Below are 19,513 nucleotides of genomic sequence, written 5' to 3' on the forward strand. Positions count from 1 at the left end.
AGGGTTGAAAGTTAAACATGTGTCGGAATGCCGGTTTCGGCCGCACACGAAGATCGTTGGTCGTTCTCACGCTCCGACATCGCCGCAGTTCACGGCGATATCGTGAGCGGAAGGTGACCTGCCGCTTCCCTGCGTCGCGAGCCGTCTCACTCTGTGGACACTGAATGTGGCCGGAGGCTACCAAGAGCAAGTGTCCAAAATGCCAATTTCGGCCTTAGTTCACCGAGCTGTCATTTCGGTCGTACTCCTCGGCGATCCGCTCGGCCTCCTCGTCCGTGAGCCGGTCGATCTCCGCGGCCAGGCACTCCTCCACCACAAGCGCCAGCCCGCGGACCGAACGCGTGGTGAACAGGGCGTTGAGCGGCAGGTCGATCCCCACCGCCGAGCAGATCCTGGCGACGACCTTGGTGCCGAGCAGCGAGTGCCCGCCGACGTCGAAGAAGTCGTCGTCGATCCCGATGCCGCTCCTGCCCAGCACCTCGCACCAGATCTCGTGCACCAGCTCCTCACTCGCCGTGACCGGCCCGGCGGGCGCCCCCTGCGCCTCCTCCGCGGCGGGGGAGGGCAGCGAGGCGCGGTCGAGCTTGCCGTTGGGCAGCCGGGGGAAGTCCCGTACCGGCACGAAGAGGCTCGGCACCATCGTGGCGGGCAGCCGCGACGCCAGGAACGCCCGGAGCTCCCCGGCCGTCACCTCCCCTTCCTCCCCGGCCACCGAGCCCGAGCCCGTTCCGGCGCCCAGGTTCGCGCCGGCGCCCGCGCCCGCACCCACGCTCGCGCCGGTTTCCACGCCCGCGCCCGCACCCGTGTCCACGTACGCGACCAGTGCCCGGCCGCCGGGGGCGTCCTCCCTGACCGCGGCGACCGCCCGCCGCACGCCCGGGTGCGCCGCCAGCGCCGCCTCCACCTCGCCCAGCTCGATCCGCACCCCCCGCACCTTCACCTGGTCGTCCGCGCGCCCGAGGAACTCCAGGGTCCCGTCCGGCAGCCGCCGGACCAGGTCGCCCGTCCGGTAGAGGCGACCGCCCCGGCCGAACGGGTCGGGGACGAACCGCTCGGCGGTCAGCCCCGGCCGTCCCCGGTAGCCGCGGGCGACCCCGTCACCGCCCAGGAACAGCTCCCCGGCGACACCGACCGGCACCGGCTCCATCGCCTCGTCCAGCACGTACGCGGTGGTGCCCGCGACCGGCATGCCGATCGACATCGACTCCGCGCCCTCAGGGACCCGGTGCGCGAGCGACCAGATCGTCGTCTCCGTCGGCCCGTAGAGGTTCCACAGCTCACCGGCGACCCGCTGGATCCGCCCGGCCAGCGAGACCGGTAGCGGCTCCCCGCCGCTGAACACGCGCGGCAGCCCCGCGGGCAGCCGCTCCAGGATCTCCTCCAGCACCGACGGCGGCGCCTGCACCGTCGTCACCCCCGCCGACGCCACCAGCTCGCCCAGCCCGCCGTTGCCGTACGGGGGAGCCAGCACCACCGCGCCGCCCGCCGTGAGCGGGCCGAAGATCTCCAGCGCCGCGATGTCGAACGACAGCGAGGTGAGCAGCAGCATCCGCTCCCGCTCGGTGAACCCGAGCCCGGTGACGAGGTTCACCACCCCGCGGTGCGGTACCACCACGCCCTTGGGCACTCCGGTCGACCCGGAGGTGTAGATCACGTACGCCGGGGCGTCGGGAGAGACCGGGCCGGGGACGAAATCGGACGCCGCGTTCATCGGCAGCGCGTCCAGCAGGATCGCCGGGGGGTGGTTCGACGGCAGCCGCTCCACCAGCGTCGAGCGGGTCAGCAGCAGCGGGCTGCCCGAGTCGGCCAGCATGAACCCCAGCCGCTCCGCCGGGTACTCCGGATCCAGCGGCACGTAGCAGCCGCCCGTCTTCAGCACCGCCAGCAGCGCGACGATCAGCTCGGCGCTCCTGGGCAGGCACACCGCCACCGGCGTCTCCGCCCCCACCCCGCGCTCGCGCAGCCGCCGGGCCAGCGCGCCCGCCCGCTCCTCCAGCCGCCCGTAGGTGAGCGTCCCCTCGGCGGAGACGACCGCCGGGGCGTCCGGCGCCCGTTCCGCCCGCTCGGCGATCAGCTCGTGCAGGCAGCGTTCGGGGTAGGAGGCCTCGGGGCCGTGCCAGGAGGCGAGCAGCCGGGCCCGCTCCCGCCCGTCCATCAGCGGCAGCCGGGAGATCGGCGTCTCCGGGTCGTCGACGGCCGCGCCGAGCAGCGTCAGGAACGCCGACACCAGGCGGCGGATCGTGTCCTCGTCGAACAGGTCCGTGCTGTACTCGACCCAGCCCTCCATCCTGCCGTCCGGGTTGTGCAGCTCCATGGTGAGATCGGCCTTGGAGGTGCCGTTGCCGTACCGGCCGCGCCCGTCCACCGTGATCTGGTTGAACCCCACCTGGAACAGCGGCGTCCTGCCGGGGTCGCGGGGCGGGCTCAGCACCTCCACCAGCTTCGCGAACGGCACGTTCTGGTGGTCGAACGCCTCCAGCACGGTCGTGCGGACCCGGTCCAGCGCCTCGCCGAACGCGGGGTCGCCGCCCAGGTCGGTACGGAGCGGCAGGGTGTTGACGAACATGCCGATCAGCGCGTCCAGCTCCGGCAGCTCCCGCCCGGCGACGGGGGAGCCCACCACGACGTCGGTCCGCCCGCTCCAGCGCGCCAGCAGCACCGAGAACGCCGTGAGCAGCACCGTGAACGGCGTGGTGCCCCGCCGCCTCGCCAGCGCGCCCACCCGCTCGGTCAGCTCCTCGGGCACCGCGAAGTCCAGCACCGAGCCCAGGTAGCTCATCTCCGCCGGGCGCGGCCGGTCGGACGGCAGCTCCAGCGGGACGCTCCCGCGCAGCCGCTCCCGCCAGTAGGCCAGGTCGCCGTCCAGCTCGCCGCCGCCCAGCCGGTCGCGCTGCCAGACCGCGTAGTCGGCGTACTGGATCGCGAGCTCGGGCAGCGCGGGCTCGCGGCCCTCGCGCAGCGCCCGGTAGACCTCGGTCAGCTCCCGCCACAGGATGCCGGCCGACCAGGCGTCGAAGACCGTGTGGTGCAGGACGAGCAGCAGCCGCTCCTCCCCGCCGCCCAGCGTCACCAGCCGCACCCGCCAGAGCGGGGCGCGCTCCAGCCGGAACGGCGCGCGCGCCTCCTCGGCCGCGACCCGCTCGAACTCCTTCTCCGCCGCCTCGGGAGGCAGCCCGGAGAGGTCGGTCCTGGCCACCGAGACCGGCACCCGGTCCGCGATCGTCTGCACCACCCGCTCGTCGCGCAGCTCGAACGCCGTCCGCATCGACTCGTGCCTGCCCGCGAGCACCCCCATCGCCCGCTCCAGCAGCTCGGGGTCCACCGGCCGCAGACCGGTCGCCTCCGAGCGGACGGGGATGTTGTAGACGGCCAGGTCGGGCAGGAGCTCGTGCAGGAACCAGATCCGCTCCTGGGCGAACGAGGCGGGAAAGACGTCCATCAGACTTTCTCCTTCAGGCACTCGCGAAGCTGTTCCGCGATCACGGGCAGGGCGGCCGTCTCGCCCAGGGTGGCCAGCCAGTGCCACTGCTCCAGGGCGTGGCAGAGCCGGTAGAAGGCCAGGCGCTCCCGCCAGTCGTCCGGCAGGTCGCCGTAGCCCTCCAGCAGGTACCGCCGCCGCTCCGCGTCACCCCTGACCGCGAAGTAGTCGGTCCGCGCCAGGTCCATCAGCGGGTCGCCGCCCAGCGCGTTCTCCATGTCGATGACCCCCGTCATCCGCAGCGGGCTGCCAGGCCCGCCCTCCCCGGCGACCATGACGTTGCGCTCGTGGAAGTCGTTGTGGCACAGCACGGGGGAGTCGCAGCGCGCCGGCAGGTGGCGGTGGCGCGCGACGTACGCGGACAGCTCCGCGTGCAGCTCCGCGTCCCCGCCGAACTCGGTGAACTGCGCCAGCCTCAGGTCCAGCTGCCCGCACACGTACGCCTCGTTGGAGCTCTCCCGCGGCCCGTCGATCGGCCCGAACCCCTCCACCCGCACCCCGTGCACCGCCCGCAGCGTCCGGCCCATCTCCCGGTACAGGCTCGCGACCTCCTCGGCCGAGAGGCCGCCGGAGACCTCCGACAGCGGGCGGCCGGGCACCTTCGTCATCACCGCGTACGCGTGCGGCAGGTCGCGCCGCGAGACGTCCCAGTGCACCATCTCGGGACAGGAGGCGCCGCTGCCGCGCAGCAGCTCGTAGACGCGCGCCTCCTTGTGCAGCCGCGCCGCCAGCACGTCCGGGTAGATCTTCACGATGAGCTCGCGGTCGGCGCACCTCACCTCGTACACCGCGCTGATCTCCCCGCCGGTCCGCAGCACCACCTCCCGCACCTCCGCGTCCGGGTACGGGGTGCGCAGCACCGCCTTCGCGCGCTCCGGCGGCAGCGGCATCGTGATCGCCTTGGCGAACGCCGGGGCGGTCCAGGACACGCTCACCCGGTTGCCCGCCCGCTCCCGCAGGATCTGCGCCCCGACCAGGTCGTCCGCGGGGGCGTCCGGCATCTCGTCGTCGAACCGCGACAGCACCCGCGTGCGCATCGAGATCAGCACGTGCACCGCGATGCCCAGGCCCAGCACGACGTACATGAACGCCACGCCCCGGCCCTCGCCGACACCGATCACCGAGCCCACCGTCGGCGCCAGCGCGCCGCCGGGCACCAGCAGCGGGTTGAGCAGCCGCTCGCCGAGCGGCGCCACCACCGCCATGCCGATCGGCAGCGTCGACCACGACACCATCTGGTTGAGCGACTGCACGCGGCCGTGGAAGCGCTGCGGCACCTTCGTGTGGATGATCGTCAGGAAGGTGCCGTTCACGATCGACAGGCAGCCCCACAGGCCGAAGGCCCCGATCCCCACCACCCACGCCGTGGGCCGCAACCCGGTGATCACCGCGAACACCGCCAGTCCCAGCGTCGCCAGCATCACCCCGCGCATCCGCCGCCGCCTCGGCCCGCCCCACAGCGCGATCACCATGCCGCCCAGCGCCCCGCCCAGGCCGCCGACGAAGGAGATCTGCCCGGCGACGGTCAGCGTGGAGAACGACAGCACCAGCGGGGTTATCGAGAGCAGCAGCGCCGCGAGCATCACGTTGAGCGTCGCGAAGTAGATCATCGCCGCCCGCAGGTGCCGGTTGCCGATCGACATCCGCAGCCCCTGCCTGATCTCCTTCGCCAGGGGCTCCCTGGGCGAGTGCGCCATCGTGTCCGGGAAGCGGATCAGCAGCAGCGCGCCCAGCACCAGCGCGAAGCTCGCCACGTCGACCACGAGGATGCCGCCCAGGCCGATCGTGGAGAGCAGCGCGACGGCCACCAGGGGCGCCGCGAACTGCGCGGTGCCGATCACCATCTGCACCACCCCGGCCGCGTGTCCCATGTACTCCTTCGGGACGAGCTGGGGGAGCGCGGTGGTGAAGCCCAGCCGCTGGAAGATCAGCGCGATCGACAGGCACGCGGTCAGCGGGTAGATGTGCCAGATCTGCAGGGTGTCCGTCCAGAACAGGACTCCCAGGACGAGCTGCGTGCCACCGGCCATGCAGTTGCCGAGGATCATCATCGAACGGCGGCTCGACCGGTCCACGATCGCCCCGGCCAGCGGCGCGATCACCACCCCCGGCATGATCGACAACGCCACGAACAGGGCGAAGTCCACCAGCGACCCGGTGGTCAGGTAGATCCACACCGGGATCGCGAAGTCCGTGATCGCGGTGCCCACCATCGACACCAGCTGGAACGCCGCCACCACCAGGAACCGCCGCAGGCTGGGCGGCGGCGCCTTGACCCCGGCCCTGCCCCTAACCCTGCCTCTCGCCCTGCCCTCCGCCCCGGTCCCGACCGGCCTGTTCCGTACGGCGGGCCGCCCGGGAGCGGGGGCCTCCTCCGGGAGGTCCGGGGCGGGGGAGGGGGCTTCCTCCGCGAGGTCCGGGGCGGGGGAGACGACGGAGACCTCCTCGACCCACCAGCCCGCGCCGGGGCCCCGCGAGGACCGGTCGAGCGTGCCCGCCGCGCCGTACCCCATCGCGATGTGCGTGTTGGTGAGGATCTCCGACAGCTCAGCCGCCCGATATTTCAGGAAATAGTGGCCCGCTTCGTCCAGGATCACCAGCGCCGTCGTGTCACTCAGGAAGTGCCACTCCCGGTAGCGCTCCTGGTAGTAGTCGGTCGTCGGGTCCTGCTCGCCCACCACCGAGATGACCGGCGCCCGCAGCCGCTCCACGCGCTCGGCCAGCACCCGCGTGAAGATCTCCTCCGCGATCAGGGTGTCGCGCCGCTGGTTGCGCACCATGAACCGGACCTGCTCGTCGTCCAGCCCCGAGATGTCGGTGCCCATCGACTTCATCCGGTTCTCGTACACCCGGTCGCCGCGCAGCCGGTCGTAGCGCGTCAGCCGCGCCAGCGGCCCGGCGATCCGGCCCCGGGGCCTGGCGAACGGGAAGATCGCCCCGATGTACACCGCCTCCAGCGCGCGGCCCCGCTCCTCCAGCCGCCGCGCCACCTCCACCACCAGCGCGCCGCCGATGCCGCAGTGCCCGTACAGGGCGAGGGGACCCTCGACGTTCTCCAGGATCTCGGTCACGCACAGGTCCGCGACCTCGTCGATCGGCCTGGTCTCCTCGTCCGGCAACCCGGGGTCGTGCCCGGGGAAGGCGAGAGCGTGCAGCGAGCACCCGTCGGGGAGCGCGTCGGCCAGAGGCTGGAAGATGAGCGGGCTGCCCCCGCCGTACGGGACGCACACGTACGTCATCAGCGCGGGTCCCGGCCTGGTCAGCTCGTACAGCAGGCTCCGCGGCCCCGCGGGACCCGCGGGCCGCTCCACCAGGGCCGCCAGCTCGCGCACCGTGGGGTGCTTGAACAGGTCCATCACCCCGACCGCGCGCCCCCCGACCACCGGCAGCGCCTTGCGCATCCGCGCCACCGCCTGGATCGCGACCAGCGAGTGACCGCCCAGCTCGAAGAAGTCACCGTCGGCGCCGACCGACTCCACCTCCAGCAGCTCCCGCCAGATGTCGGCGATCGCCCGCTCCACCGGCGTCCGCGGCTCGGCCCCAGGCCCGGCCGCCTCGGCGCCCCGCCGCTCCGGCGCGGGCAGCGCCGCGCGGTCCAGCTTGCCGTTCGGGCTCAGCGGCAGCGCGTCCAGCACCACGAACGCCGACGGCACCATGTGGTCGGGCAGCGTCACCTTCGACGCCCGCCGCAGCTCCGCCCCGTCGAGCTCGGCCCCGTTCCCGCTCGCGTCCGTGCCCGCGTCCGTGCCCGCGTCCGTGCCCGCGTCCGTGCCTGTGTCCGCGTCCGTGCTCGTGTCCGTGGGCACCACGTACGCGACCAGCCGCCTGTCGCCCGGCGCGCCGTCCTCCCGCACCGTCACCACCGCCTCGCGCACCCCCGCGAGCCCGCGCAGCACCGCCTCGATCTCGCCCAGCTCGATCCGCTGTCCCCGGATCTTCACCTGGTGGTCGATCCGTCCCAGGAACTCGATCGCGCCGTCGCGGCGGAGCCGTACCAGGTCACCCGTGCGGTACAGGCGCGCCCCGGCCGTCCCGAACGGGTCGGGCACGAACCGCTCCGCCGTCAGGCCCGGCCGGGCGTGGTAGCCCGTCGCCACCTGCGCCCCGCCGATGTGCAGCTCACCGGGGACCCCGAAGGGCACCGGCCGCAGGTGCCGGTCCAGCACGTACAGCGAGGTGTTCCGCACCGGGTGCCCGATCGGCACCCTCACGTCACCCGGGCGGCACCGCCACAGGCTCACGTCGATCGCCGCCTCCGTCGGCCCGTAGAGGTTGTACAGCCCCGTCCCCGGCAGCCGCCCGAAGAACCGCTCGGCCACGTGCGCGGTCAGCTCCTCGCCGCTGCACACCACCCGGCGCAGCGACCCGCACGCCTCGACGCCCTCCTCCTCCAGGAACGCCGCCAGCATCGACGGGACGAAGTGCGCGGTCGTCACCCCCCGGTCCACGATCAGGTCCCGCAGGTACGCCGCGTCCCGGTGCCCGCCGGGGCGGGCCAGCACCAGCCGCGCGCCCGTCACCAGCGGCCAGAAGAACTCCCACACCGACACGTCGAAACCGGCCGGGGTCTTCTGCACCACCACGTCGTCGCCGGTCAGCCCGTAGACGTCCTGCATCCAGCCCAGCCGGTTGCGGATGCCCCCGTGCGTGTTGGGCACCCCCTTGGGCCGTCCCGTCGACCCCGAGGTGTAGATCATGTACGCCGCGTCCGCCGACGTCGCCGACGGCTCCACCGGCGTGTCCGGCCCGTCCGGCGGATCGTCCAGGACGACCGTCACCACCCCGCCACCCCGGGGCGCCTCCCCCGACGCGCCCGCGAGCGCGTCCACCGCGCCGCCGGGAACCGTGTCCGGCACACCGGAGGCCGCACCCGGAACCCTGCCCGGAACCACGCCCGGAACCGTGCCCCGCAGGTCCTCGGGGAGCACGCCGAGCACCGCCCGCTGCGCCAGCAGCACCGGCACCGCCGCGTCGGCCAGCATGAACGCGAGCCGCTCCGCCGGGTACTCCGGGTCCAGCGGCACGTACGCCCCCCCGGCCTTCACCACCCCCAGCAACGCCACCACCAGCTCGACCGACCGCTCCGCGCACACCGCCACCAGGGCGCCCGGTCCCACCCCCAGCTCCCGCAACCGGTGCGCCAGCCGGTTGGCCCGCGCCTCCAGCTCCGCGTACGTCAGGCGCTCGTCCTCGAACTCCACCGCCACGGCCCCGGGCGTCCTGGCCACCTGCGCCTCGAACATCCCGCCCAGCGTCGCCCCGTCCGCGTACGGCTCGCCGGGACCCGCCGCGCACGCCAGCACCCGCTCCCGCTCCTCGGCGGGAAGGACCTCCAGCTCCGAGATCCGCGCGGCCGGAGCCGCGACCACCGCCCTCAGCAGCGTCTCCAGCTGCGCGGCCATCCCCTCGACCGTGGCCGCGTCGAACAGGTCGCGGTTGTAGACGAACAGCCCGCCCATCCCGTCCGGCTGCTCGGTCAGGAACAGCTCCAGGTCGAAACGCGTCGCCCTGGCCTCGAAATCGAACGGCTCCACCGACAGTCCGGGCCAGCGCGTCCCCTCCCTGCGCCCGTAACTCTGCAGCGCGAACACCGCCTGGAACACCGGCGACCTGCTCACGTCCCGCTCGATGCCCAGCTCGCCGACCAGCTGCTCGAACGGCAACTCCTGGTGCTCGTACGCCTCCGTCGTGGTCCGCCTGACCCGCTCCAGCAGCTCAAGGAACCCCGGGTCGCCCGACAGGTCCGCGCGCATCGCCAGCACGTTCACGAACATGCCGATCGCGCTCTCCAGCTCCCGCCGGGGACGACCGCCCACCGGGGAGCCGACCGCGAAGTCGTCCTGGCGCGCGTACCGGCCCAGCAGCACCTGGTACGCCGCCAGCAGCACCATGTACAGGGTCGTGCCGGACTCACGCGCCAGCCGCGTCAGCCCCTCCAGCAGATCCCGTCCCATCTCGAAACCGTGCGAGGCCCCCGCGAACGTCTGCTCGCCCCGCCGCCGCCCGTCCAGGGGGAGCTCCAGCGGAACCACCCCGGCCAGCCGCGACCGCCAGTACGACAGGCCGGCCTCGGAGACGGGCCGATCCCGCTGCCACAGCGCGTAGTCGCCGTACTGCACCGGCGGCTCGGGAAGCTCCGTCCCCGCGTAACAGGCCCCCAGCTCCTCGGCGAGGATGTCGGTGGACCAGCCGTCACCGCAGATGTGGTGCAGCGCCACCAGCAGCACGTGATCCTCGGCGCTCCCGGTGTCCCCGGTGTCCCCGGTGCCCCGAACGTCGGCGTCCCCGGCGTTCCCGGTGTCCTTGACGTCCCCGGCGTCCTGGGTGTTCCCGCCGCCCACCCGTACCAGCAGCGTCCGCAGCAGCGGTCCCCGCGCCAGGTCGAACGGCAGCGCCGCCGCGTCGCTCACCAGCCGTACCGCCGACCGCTCGCCGTCCGCCTCCGCCCGCTCCAGCGGAACCTCGACCCGCTCCTCCACCACCGCCGTCGGGCGCCCGTCCTCGTCGGCGGGGAAACGGGTCCGCAGGCTCTCGTGCCTGGCCACCACCGTCCCGATCGCCCGCTCCAGCGCCGCGACGTCCAGCGGCCCCGTCAGCCGCAACGTCATCGGGATCGTGTAGGCGGCGGTGCCGGGAGCGAACTGGTCCATGAACCACAGCCGCTCCTGCCCGAACGACAGCGGCGCGTCCTGTCCCGGCGGTCGCCGGGGGATCGTGAACACCGGGTCCGGCACGCGACGGCGTAACCGTTTCTCCAGCAGTGCTCGCTTGGCGTCGGAAAGCTGTGTGCTGCTTAGGGACTGGCCAGGCGAGGACGTCACACGTGTCTCACTTTCGGCAGGGGGGCTGAGACGCGCTCCGCGGCCGGGGAGCGCGCCAGGTCTCTCCTGGACCGCTTACCTTTCCTTATGATTAATGACATTCATACATATATGTCTGACTGAGTCGAGATCAACAACGTACTCTCGATCACCCGCGAGGATCGGCCTCCTCGTACTCCCATGTCCGCAACACCAGCGACCGCCCCTTCTCCTCCGAGGGGACGGGCGGCGCGTCCGTCAGGCGGTATCCCGCGGCGCGGGCCACCGCCACGCTCGCCGCGTTGCCGGCCTCGATCTCCAGCAGCAGCCGGGACACCCCCACCGTCTTCCTGGCGAACTCCGTCATCACCCGCACCGCCCCCGAGGCCAGCCCCCGCCCCCGGTAGGCGGCTCCCAGCCCGTAACCGATCTCCGCGACGTCCAGGCCCAGCCCGCTCAGCATCAGCAGCACCTCACCCGCTGGCTCGCCCCCGTCCACGGTGATCGCGAGCTGCACCCGCTCCCCGGCCGCCCGCCGCCGCCGGGCCCGCTCCAGGTAGACCCGCGCCGCCTCCGGGTCGAACGGCGAGGCCAGCGGCGTCCAGTACGCGACCTCGGGGTCGTCGAACAGCTCCACCATGGCCGCCAGGTCGTCGTCCTCCCATTCGCGCAGCACCACCCCGTGCCCGCTCAGCCGCACCCGCTCGGGAAGGCACACCCGCCCGACACCGAGATCGCCCCGCTCCGTCCGGCCGTCGCCCGCAGCTCCCACGCCGCCACCTCCCGTTACGCCACTTCACGCCACTTGCGAGCAACCTACTCCGCCCGTGGGGCGACCATTCGTCCCTTGGCATCCGAAGTCGCCACAGGGTTCGGCCGCCGACCGGCCCACGAGGCCGGGCAGGGGAGACGGGGAGAGCACGCCGAAGGTCTCGCGGGAACGCGCGAAGAGGCGCGGGAGTCGCGGAGCCGACGCGCCGAACGCCACCGGTCGTGTACGGACCGGGCGGGGGATGTCTGAATCAGACGATCTCCGGGCGATCGGCTCGAAGGATGGTGCCCCGAGTGGGATTCGAACCCACACTGAATGGATTTTGAATCCATCGACTCTGCCGTTGGTCTATCGGGGCATTTTTCGTCATTTGTTCGGCATCTTGCGCGCCAGGTAAGAGCTTACCTAGAAGTAGATCACTCTCGGGCACCGGCGTGGTCCCAATCTAGCGGACGTCGGTACTCTCTTGCTCGTGAGTACGCAGCGGCGAGTGGTGATCGCGGAAGACGAGGCGCTGATCCGCCTCGACCTCAAGGAGATGCTGGAGGAGGAGGGGTATGCGGTCGTCGCGGAGGCCGGGGACGGTGAGTCCGCGGTCAAGCTGGCGATGGAGCAGCGACCGGATCTGGTGATCCTGGATGTGAAGATGCCCATCCTGGACGGGATCTCGGCGGCCGAGCAGATCGTGTCGCAGCGGATCGCGCCGTGTCTCATCCTCACGGCCTTCTCGCAGCGCGACCTGGTCGAGCGGGCGAGGGACGCCGGCGCGATGGCGTACCTGGTGAAGCCGTTCACGAAGTCGGACCTGGTCCCGGCGATCGAGATGGCGGTCAGCAGGCACCAGGAGATCGCCGCGCTGGAGCGGGAGGTCGGCACGCTCTCGGAGCGGCTGGAGACGCGCAAGCTGGTGGAGCGGGCCAAGGGCCTGCTGATGGAGCGGCACGGGTGGAGCGAGCCGCAGGCGTTCCGGTGGATCCAGAAGGCCTCGATGGACCGCCGGCTGAGCATGCGGCAGGTGGCGCAGATCGTGGTGGCGGACGGGGCGGAGCCCGATGTGGAGGCCCCGGAGGGCTGACCGGGGCTTTCGTCCCTTTCGGGGGCTGTGCCCGCCAGGCGCCCGCAGAGCGCGTTCCAGGGGCGTGACGCGGGCCTCCGGGCGGTCGGAGCGATCACCGTGGAGACCGTAAGGTTGCCAGTGACCACGGCTTTTGCATCTGATAGCCGAAAAGGATCGGTGTTATAACGAAGCGGCAACGGTGGGCCGTCCTGTATCGACCCGTGACATCCGCTAGTTGTACTAACCGACACAACCCCTGGCCACCCGCCAGGGAAGGGCATCTGTGAACTCGGTCCTGACGAGGGACCGGGCGAAAGGAAGGCAACCTTGCGGCCTAAGACTGCACGCCTCGGTGGAGTGCTTGCCGCCGGTGTGGCGCTCACCCTCGGTCTCGCTGCCTGCAGCAGCGGTGGTACGGAGGCCACGCCGGCTGAGGGTGGCTCAAGTGCTGCCGCCCCCAGCACCGTCAAGCTTGGCTTCATGGGAGACCTGACCGGCGCCAACGCCGGCATCGTCATTCCCCCCCGGAACGGTGCGAAGCTCGTCGTCGACGAGTACAACAAGACCAACCCGGCCGTGAAGATCGAGCTTGTCGAGTACGACAGCCAGGCGGACCCGTCAAAGGCGGTCGCCCTGGCTCAGCAGGCCATCAAGACCGACAAGATCGTCGGCCTGATCGGCCCCGCGTTCTCCGGTGAGTCCGCCCAGGTGGCGCCGGTGCTGGAGGAGGCGAAGCTGCCGAGCATCTCGGCGTCCGCCACCAACGCCGCACTGGCGACGAACGGCTGGAAGTATTGGCACCGCGTGCTGCCCAGCGACAGCATCCAGGGCCCCGGCATCGGTGACTTCATCGCGACCGGTGTCGGCGCGAAGAACGTCTTCGTCATCGACGACAAGTCCGAGTACGGCAAGCCGCTGGCCGACGCCGTCAAGGCCCAGCTCGAGACCAAGGGCGTCAAGCCGACGACCGACTCGCTCGACCCGGCCGAGAGCGACTTCTCCTCCGTGGTGAACAAGGTCGCGGCGGCCAAGCCCGACGCGATCTTCTTCGGTGGTTACTACGCCGCCGGCGGCAACCTGCTCAAGCAGCTCCGCGACAAGGGCGTGACCGCGAAGTTCCTGTCCGGCGACGGTTCGCTGGACAAGGGCCTGATCGACGGCGCCGGTGCCGACAACGCCGAGGGCGCCCTGGTCGGCTGCCCCTGCTACATCGCCACCCCGGACGTCACCGACGCCAAGGTGAAGGCCTTCGCCGACGCCTACAAGGCCGCCTACAGCGCCGACCCGGCCATCTACGCGGCCGAGGGCTACGACGCCGCGACGGTCTTCGTCGACGCCATCAAGGCGGGCAACACCACCCCTGACAAGATCAACGAGTTCATCGCCACGGTGGACCTCGCGGGTGTCTCGAAGCAGGTCAAGTTCGAGGCCAACGGTGAGGTCTCGGCGAAGGACATCTACATCTACCAGGTCAAGGATGGCGCGATCGGCCTGCTGGGCAAGGCCACCGAGGCCAAGCTGGGTTAGTCCGGCGCTGAAGGAGATTAGGTAGTCGACGCGCGGGGAGCGGGAACGCCGCGAATGCGTTCCCGCTCCTCGCGTACTTCCAGAGAGTCCACGAGGTTCTGCTGGAGGCGGTGTGCTACCCGGACGTGCAGGCGACCCCCGCTAGAAGTGGTAATCCCTAGTGCTCAATGACTTCATCAATCAGTTCTGGCCGGCGACGATCGACGGCCTGGCCTTCGGCTCGATCTACGCCCTGATCGCGCTCGGTTACACGATGGTGTACGGCGTGCTGCGGCTGATCAACTTCGCGCATTCCGAAGTTTTCATGATCGGCACCTTCGGTGCGATGTTCGTACCGTTCGTGTTCGGCATCAACTCGCCCCTCACGGGCATCGCGCTCGTCGGCCTCATCCTGGCGATGATCCTGGCCGGCATGCTCGCCTCGGCGGGCACCGCGGTGGCGCTGGAGCGAATCGCCTACCGGCCGCTGCGCAAGCGCGGCGCGTCCCGGCTGGCGGCGCTGATCTCGGCGATCGGTGCCTCGATCTTCCTGCAGGAGCTGTTCGCGCTCCTGGTGATCCCGAACGTCTTCAACCGTCCCGAGCAGGGCAGGATCCAGATGGGTCTGCCCCGCATCATGGAGCGGACCGAGCTTTTCTCGATCTTCGGCCACTCGGTCCGGGTCGACCAGATCTTCGTCATCGTCGCCGCGATCGGGATGATGATCGCGCTTGACGCCCTGGTGAACCGGACGAAGATCGGCCGGGGTATTCGCGCCACCGCGCAGAACCCCGAGGCGGCCGTCCTGATGGGCGTCGACATCAACAGGATCGTCCGGATGACCTTCCTCATCGGCGGCAGCATGGCCGGCGTGGCGGGGGCCCTCTACCTGATCTCGTACGAGAACACGAACTACTACATCGGATTCCTCTTCGGTATCAAGGCGTTCACCGCGGCGGTCCTGGGTGGCATCGGTAACCTGCGCGGCGCCCTGGTCGGCGGAATCACGCTCGGGCTGGTGGAGAACTACGGAGCCATCTTCTTCGGCTCCGACTGGAAGCACGTGATCTCCTTCACCATCCTCGTCTTGGTCCTGATGTTCCGCCCCACCGGCATCCTCGGTGAATCACTCCAGCAGGCGCGCGCATGAACCAGAAGAATCCCCTGGCAGGCTTCCGCAACGGCCTCGGCCGCTTCGGTGACGTCATGCACGACCGCTGGCAGGACACTCCCGGCTGGCAGCGCTGGATCCTCTATGTGGTCCTGATCGTCGCGGCGCTGCTGCTGCCGTCGGAGAGCCTCGCCCCCTTCATGTCGCCCTACACCGACTGGGCGAGCATCCTGTTCTTCCCGATCGGGACGTACGTCGTCCTGGCGATCGGCCTGAACGTGGTGGTCGGCCAGGCCGGCCTGCTCGACCTGGGCTTCGTCGCGTTCTACGCGGTCGGCGGCTACGCGATGGCGCTGATCGGCACCCGGCTGGGCTGGAACTTCTGGCTCATCCTGCTGGTCGGCATCGGGATCTGCGCCCTGTCGGGCATCACGCTGGGCGCTCCGACGCTGCGGTTGCGCGGTGACTATCTGGCGATCGTCACCCTGGGCTTCGGTGAGATCATCCGCATCACCGCCCGCAACACCGACGAGATCGGCGGCCCGAACGGCATCCGCGGCATCCCGCACCCGCCGAGCTACGAGGACCTGCACCTGTTCGGCATCAGCATCCCCGACGTGTTCGGGGTCGATCCGTTCAAGTACGGCGTGCTGGACCCGCGGCCCTACTACTACCTGCTGGTCGCGCTGGCCGTCATCGTGATCATCCTGGTGAAGCGCTGGGAGAAGAGCCGGGTCGGGCGTGCCTGGGCGGCGATCCGCGAGGACGAGGACGCGGCCGAGGTCATGGGCGTGCCGACGTTCCGCTTCAAGATGCTCGCCTTCGCCATCGGTGCCTCCATCGGTGGCGCGATGGGCGTGCTGTGGGCGGCGAAGGCCATCTCGATCAACCCGAACGACTTCCAGTTCCTGCTGTCGGCGACGATCCTGGCCGCGGTGGTCATGGGCGGCGCGGGCAACCTGCCGGGCGTCATGCTGGGCGCCTTCGTGGTGGCCTGGCTGCCCGAGCGGTTCCGCGGCCTGCAGGAGTACCGCATGCTGATCTTCGGCGCGGTGCTCGTGGCACTGATGATCTTCCGTCCGGAGGGTCTGCTGCCATCGCGTCAACGCAAGGCGGAGCTGAAAGAGGGGTCAGGCGGGATGGGTACGCTCGGAGCCGAGGTCCCCGGGCCCGAGTCGCACGGTGAGGAGGTGGCCTCCAAGTGAGCGCCGAAGTGAACCCGGCCGAAGCGAGTCCGGCGGAGACGAGCCCGAAGGCCGTGCGGGCCGACCGCGCAGGTCGCGCCATGCTGGAGCTGAAGAGCCTCGTCATGCGGTTCGGTGGCGTCACGGCACTGCGTGACGTCAACCTGACCATCAACGAGGGAGAGATCTTCGCTCTCATCGGCCCGAACGGCGCCGGAAAGACCACGGTCTTCAACGTGGTGACCGGCGTCTACCAGCCGACCGAGGGCGAGGTCCGCTTCCTGGACGAGAAGATCAGCGGCGTCAAGCGCTTCAAGATCACCAAGCGTGGCATCGCCCGCACCTTCCAGAACATCCGGCTGTTCCACAACATGACGGCCATCGAGAACGTCATGGTGGGCGCGGACGCGCACCACAGGGCGGGCATGGTCAGCGTGGCGCTGGGGCTTCCCTGGCACCGCCGGGCCGAGAAGGACGGGCGTAAGCTCGCGATGGAGCTGCTCGACTTCGTCGGCATCTCGCACCGCGCCAACGAGCACGCCAAGAACCTGCCCTACGGTGACCAGCGCCGTCTGGAGATCGCCCGCGCGCTGGCGACCAACCCGAAGCTGCTGCTGCTGGACGAGCCCGCCGCCGGTATGAACCCGGCGGAGAAGGTGGCGCTGCAGCAGCTGATCCGGGACATCCGCGACGCGGGCCGGACGATTCTGATCATCGAGCACGACATGAGCCTCATCATGGGCATCAGTGACCGCATCGCGGTGCTGGACTTCGGCCAGAAGATCGCCGATGGCCTGCCGGACGAGGTGCGGACCGACCCCCGGGTCGTCGAGGCGTATTTGGGAGCTCCCGCCGATGCTTCTTGAGGTCAAGGACATCCGTGTCCACTACGGCAAGATCGAGGCTCTCAAGGGCATCTCGGTCGAGGTGAACGAGGGCGAGATCGTCACGCTCATCGGGGCGAACGGGGCGGGCAAGACCACGACCCTGAAGACGATCTCGGGCCTGCGCGGCCTGTCGTCGGGGAGCATCACCTTCGACGGTCAGGACATCAGCAAGATGCCCGGCCACAAGCGGGTCCTCGCGGGCCTGGGGCAGGCGCCCGAGGGCCGGGGCGTGTTCCCCGGCATGACGGTGCACGACAACCTGCTCATGGGCGCGTACACCCGCTCGGGTGACTTCAGCGCGGACCTGGCCGAGGTCTACGAGCTGTTCCCCCGCCTGGCGGAGCGCAGGACCCAGATGGGCGGCACGATGTCCGGCGGCGAGCAGCAGATGCTCGCCATCGGCCGCGCGCTGATGGCCAAGCCCAAGGTGCTGCTGCTGGACGAGCCGTCGATGGGCCTGGCGCCGCTGCTGGTGCAGCAGATCTTCGAGATCATCGAGGAGATCAACCGCCGCGGCACCACGGTGCTGCTGGTGGAGCAGAACGCCCAGCAGGCGCTGAAGCTGGCCCACCGCGCCTACGTCCTGGAGACCGGGAAGGTGGTCAAGAGCGCGCCCGCGGACGAGCTGCTCAACGACCCCGCCGTGCAGGCCGCCTACCTGGGCGGCGGCGCGGAGCTCGACCTGGAGGCGGAGGCGGCGCAGGCCGGACCCGCTCCGGCGGCCCCGGCTCCGCCGGAGAAGCGAGACCCCACGGAGAAGGAAGAGCTTTCCTGATCCCGTGAGTCCCACGGCCCGCACGGGCCCGACGGCAGGTGACGGGCCCGACGGCAGGTGACGGGCCCGTCGCGCACCCGCGCGGCGGGCCCGGTCCGTGCCGGTGCGGCAGGGGCGCGAGGTACGGGAGGGTGCCCGGTGCGGGAGTCTCCCGCCGGGACGACGTACGCCGGAAGCCTTCGCGAGCCCCGAGCCCGCTCCGCACGGCACGGGCACGGCACCGGGCGGGCCGCCCGGGACAGACAGCGCAGGGACAGGCGGTGCCGGGAACGGCTCAGGGCAGCGGCACCTGCACACCCTCGGTGCTGCCGGTCACGCCGAGGGGCGGGTCGCCGAACAGCCGGATCGCCGAGACCTTCGCCTCCTTGGGGATGTCGTACCAGAGGTCCAGCTCGATCCTGACCCCGGCGCCGAGCGGGAGCTCGTCGGGCTGCCGCTTGGTCGCCTGCGCGAACCTGTCGATCGCGTACGTGGTGCCGTCGGAGGTGATGAGCCTCTGCCGTTTGGCGTCGAAGCGGGCGTTGGTGCGGCCGGGGTTCTCCACGAGGATCCGCACGACCACGTACTGCCCCTTGGCCTGCCACTCGGCGTGGCTGCCGAAGAAGCCGCTCAGGCCCTTCTGCAGGCCGATCACCTGGAACCGGGTGTCGCCGTCGGTGACCGGCGCGGCCTTGACGGGGCCCTCGCCCGGCCGTACCGGGCGCGGCGGGAGCTCGTAGGTCGGGGTGGGCGTGACCGGGGGAGAGGCGGAACCCGCCGGGGCCGCTCCGGAGCAGCCGGACAGGACGGTGACGGTGAGGGCGGCACCGGTGAGCAGGATCAGGGGATCACGCACACCCAGCAACGTAACCGAGGTAGATCCTGAAGTTCAACGGCTGTCCCCGAAGGCGGTCGCCGATCCGGCAAGTTCCGGCGCCCGGATCCGCGTGGCGGCAGGGTATTGAACAGAAAACTCCGGACGCGGTTGTTGTCCGAATTGTGTCGTACTGGTGATCTGCATGATTATGCAGGTGATGAAGCATGACCTGCACTGAGGTATCCATACAAGAAGCGACATTGACCGTAAGGAGGCCTTCGTGGGCCTGAGTTTTGTTTCCCGTCGTGCGATGGCGGTGGGCGCCATGGTCGTCGCCGGTGCGCTCGGCCTTTCGGCCTGCGGTGGTGGCCAGTCCACCTCCGCCAGCCCGAGCGATGGTGCCTCGGCAAGCGCCCCCGCGGCCGCGGGTGGCCCCAAGCTCGTCACTCCCGGCAAGCTGACCACCTGCACCAACCTCCCGTACGAGCCCTTCCAGTTCAAGGAGGGCGACAAGGTCGTCGGCTTCGACGTGGACATCGTCGACCTGGCCGCCAAGAAGCTCGGCCTGACGCAGGAGATCGTCGACATCGACTTCGCCATCATCAAGAGCGGCGCCGCGATGGCCACCAACAAGTGTGACGTCGCCGCCGCCGGTATGACGATCACCGAGGAGCGCAAGGCCAACATCGACTTCTCCGAGCCCTACTTCGACGCCACGCAGGCTCTGCTGGCCAAGAAGGGGATCGGCGTCAAGACCCTCGACGAGGTGAAGGCGAAGGGCCTCAAGCTCGGCGCCCAGGCCTCCACCACGGGCCTCGACTACGTCAAGGGGAAGGGGCTCGACCCCAAGGAGTTCGCCGACTCTCCCAAGGAGCTGCTGGGCCTGCAGTCCGGCCAGGTCGACGTGATCGTCCAGGACCTCCCGGTCGTCCTGACCTGGCTGAAGAAGCCCGAGATCGCCGAAAAGTTCGAGCTGGTCGCCAGCCTCGACACCGGCGAGCAGTACGGCATCGGCCTCAAGAAGGGCGCCGACCCGATCCTGCTCAAGGCGATCAACGAGGCGATCTCCACCGCCAAGTCGGACGGCACCTACGAGCAGATCTTCGTCAAGTGGTTCGGTAAGAAGCCCGGCGAGCTCGGCTAATCG

General features: G+C 70.6%; 11 protein-coding genes and 1 tRNA gene. 7 read left to right on the forward strand and 5 right to left on the reverse strand.

The genetic code is table 11. The annotated features are described in order from the left end of the window. Positions 1 to 214 precede the first annotated feature (214 nt). The 4 genes from ACFFRH_RS02925 to ACFFRH_RS02940 all read right to left on the reverse strand — a co-directional run bounded on the left by ACFFRH_RS02925 (position 215) and on the right by ACFFRH_RS02940 (position 11,408). Positions 215 to 3,439, reverse strand: a complete 3,225-nt coding sequence (locus ACFFRH_RS02925; RefSeq protein WP_386153881.1) for a non-ribosomal peptide synthetase — start codon at positions 3,437 to 3,439, stop codon at positions 215 to 217. Continuing rightward, positions 3,439 to 10,299 (reverse strand): non-ribosomal peptide synthetase, encoded by a 6,861-nt coding sequence (locus tag ACFFRH_RS02930; protein WP_386153884.1) that lies wholly within the window; start codon positions 10,297 to 10,299, stop codon positions 3,439 to 3,441. The genes ACFFRH_RS02925 and ACFFRH_RS02930 overlap by 1 nt, the downstream gene beginning before the upstream one ends. A 148-nt stretch (positions 10,300 to 10,447) precedes the next feature. After that, entirely contained in the window at positions 10,448 to 11,050 is a 603-nt protein-coding gene (locus ACFFRH_RS02935; RefSeq protein WP_386153887.1) for a GNAT family N-acetyltransferase, read from the reverse strand. 282 nt (positions 11,051 to 11,332) lie between these two features. Then, positions 11,333 to 11,408 (reverse strand) — tRNA-Leu (locus ACFFRH_RS02940). Positions 11,409 to 11,522: 114 nt separating this feature from the next. Between ACFFRH_RS02940 and ACFFRH_RS02945 the strand changes: the two genes are divergently transcribed. The 6 genes from ACFFRH_RS02945 to ACFFRH_RS02970 all read left to right on the forward strand — a co-directional run bounded on the left by ACFFRH_RS02945 (position 11,523) and on the right by ACFFRH_RS02970 (position 17,570). Continuing rightward, positions 11,523 to 12,125, forward strand: coding sequence for an ANTAR domain-containing response regulator (locus tag ACFFRH_RS02945; protein WP_386153890.1), 603 nt, complete (start codon positions 11,523 to 11,525; stop codon positions 12,123 to 12,125). 354 nt (positions 12,126 to 12,479) lie between these two features. Continuing rightward, positions 12,480 to 13,634 carry a branched-chain amino acid ABC transporter substrate-binding protein gene (locus tag ACFFRH_RS02950; RefSeq protein ID WP_386154259.1) on the forward strand — a complete coding sequence of 385 codons (1,155 nt, stop codon included), beginning with the start codon at positions 12,480 to 12,482 and terminating at the stop codon, positions 13,632 to 13,634. Positions 13,635 to 13,794: 160 nt separating this feature from the next. Further along, positions 13,795 to 14,763 carry a branched-chain amino acid ABC transporter permease gene (locus ACFFRH_RS02955; protein WP_386153893.1) on the forward strand — a complete coding sequence of 323 codons (969 nt, stop codon included), beginning with the start codon at positions 13,795 to 13,797 and terminating at the stop codon, positions 14,761 to 14,763. Next, entirely contained in the window at positions 14,760 to 15,929 is a 1,170-nt protein-coding gene (locus ACFFRH_RS02960) for a branched-chain amino acid ABC transporter permease (RefSeq protein WP_386153896.1), read from the forward strand. Before ACFFRH_RS02955 ends, ACFFRH_RS02960 begins: the two co-directional genes overlap by 4 nt. Continuing rightward, positions 15,926 to 16,774 (forward strand): ABC transporter ATP-binding protein, encoded by an 849-nt coding sequence (locus ACFFRH_RS02965; RefSeq protein ID WP_446697417.1) that lies wholly within the window; start codon positions 15,926 to 15,928, stop codon positions 16,772 to 16,774. Before ACFFRH_RS02960 ends, ACFFRH_RS02965 begins: the two co-directional genes overlap by 4 nt. Continuing rightward, positions 16,764 to 17,570 (forward strand): ABC transporter ATP-binding protein, encoded by an 807-nt coding sequence (locus ACFFRH_RS02970; protein WP_344750192.1) that lies wholly within the window; start codon positions 16,764 to 16,766, stop codon positions 17,568 to 17,570. Before ACFFRH_RS02965 ends, ACFFRH_RS02970 begins: the two co-directional genes overlap by 11 nt. A gap of 274 nt (positions 17,571 to 17,844) precedes the next feature. On the opposite strand, the gene ACFFRH_RS02975 is transcribed toward ACFFRH_RS02970, so the two are convergent. Further along, positions 17,845 to 18,405, reverse strand: coding sequence for a DUF4352 domain-containing protein (locus ACFFRH_RS02975; protein ID WP_344750193.1), 561 nt, complete (start codon positions 18,403 to 18,405; stop codon positions 17,845 to 17,847). 241 nt (positions 18,406 to 18,646) lie between these two features. Between ACFFRH_RS02975 and ACFFRH_RS02980 the strand changes: the two genes are divergently transcribed. After that, positions 18,647 to 19,510, forward strand: coding sequence for an ABC transporter substrate-binding protein (locus ACFFRH_RS02980; RefSeq protein ID WP_344750194.1), 864 nt, complete (start codon positions 18,647 to 18,649; stop codon positions 19,508 to 19,510). Positions 19,511 to 19,513: the final 3 nt, after the last annotated feature.

Origin of the sequence: Streptosporangium vulgare, from assembly GCF_042428775.1 — a bacterium.
Lineage (GTDB): Bacteria > Actinomycetota > Actinomycetes > Streptosporangiales > Streptosporangiaceae > Streptosporangium > Streptosporangium vulgare.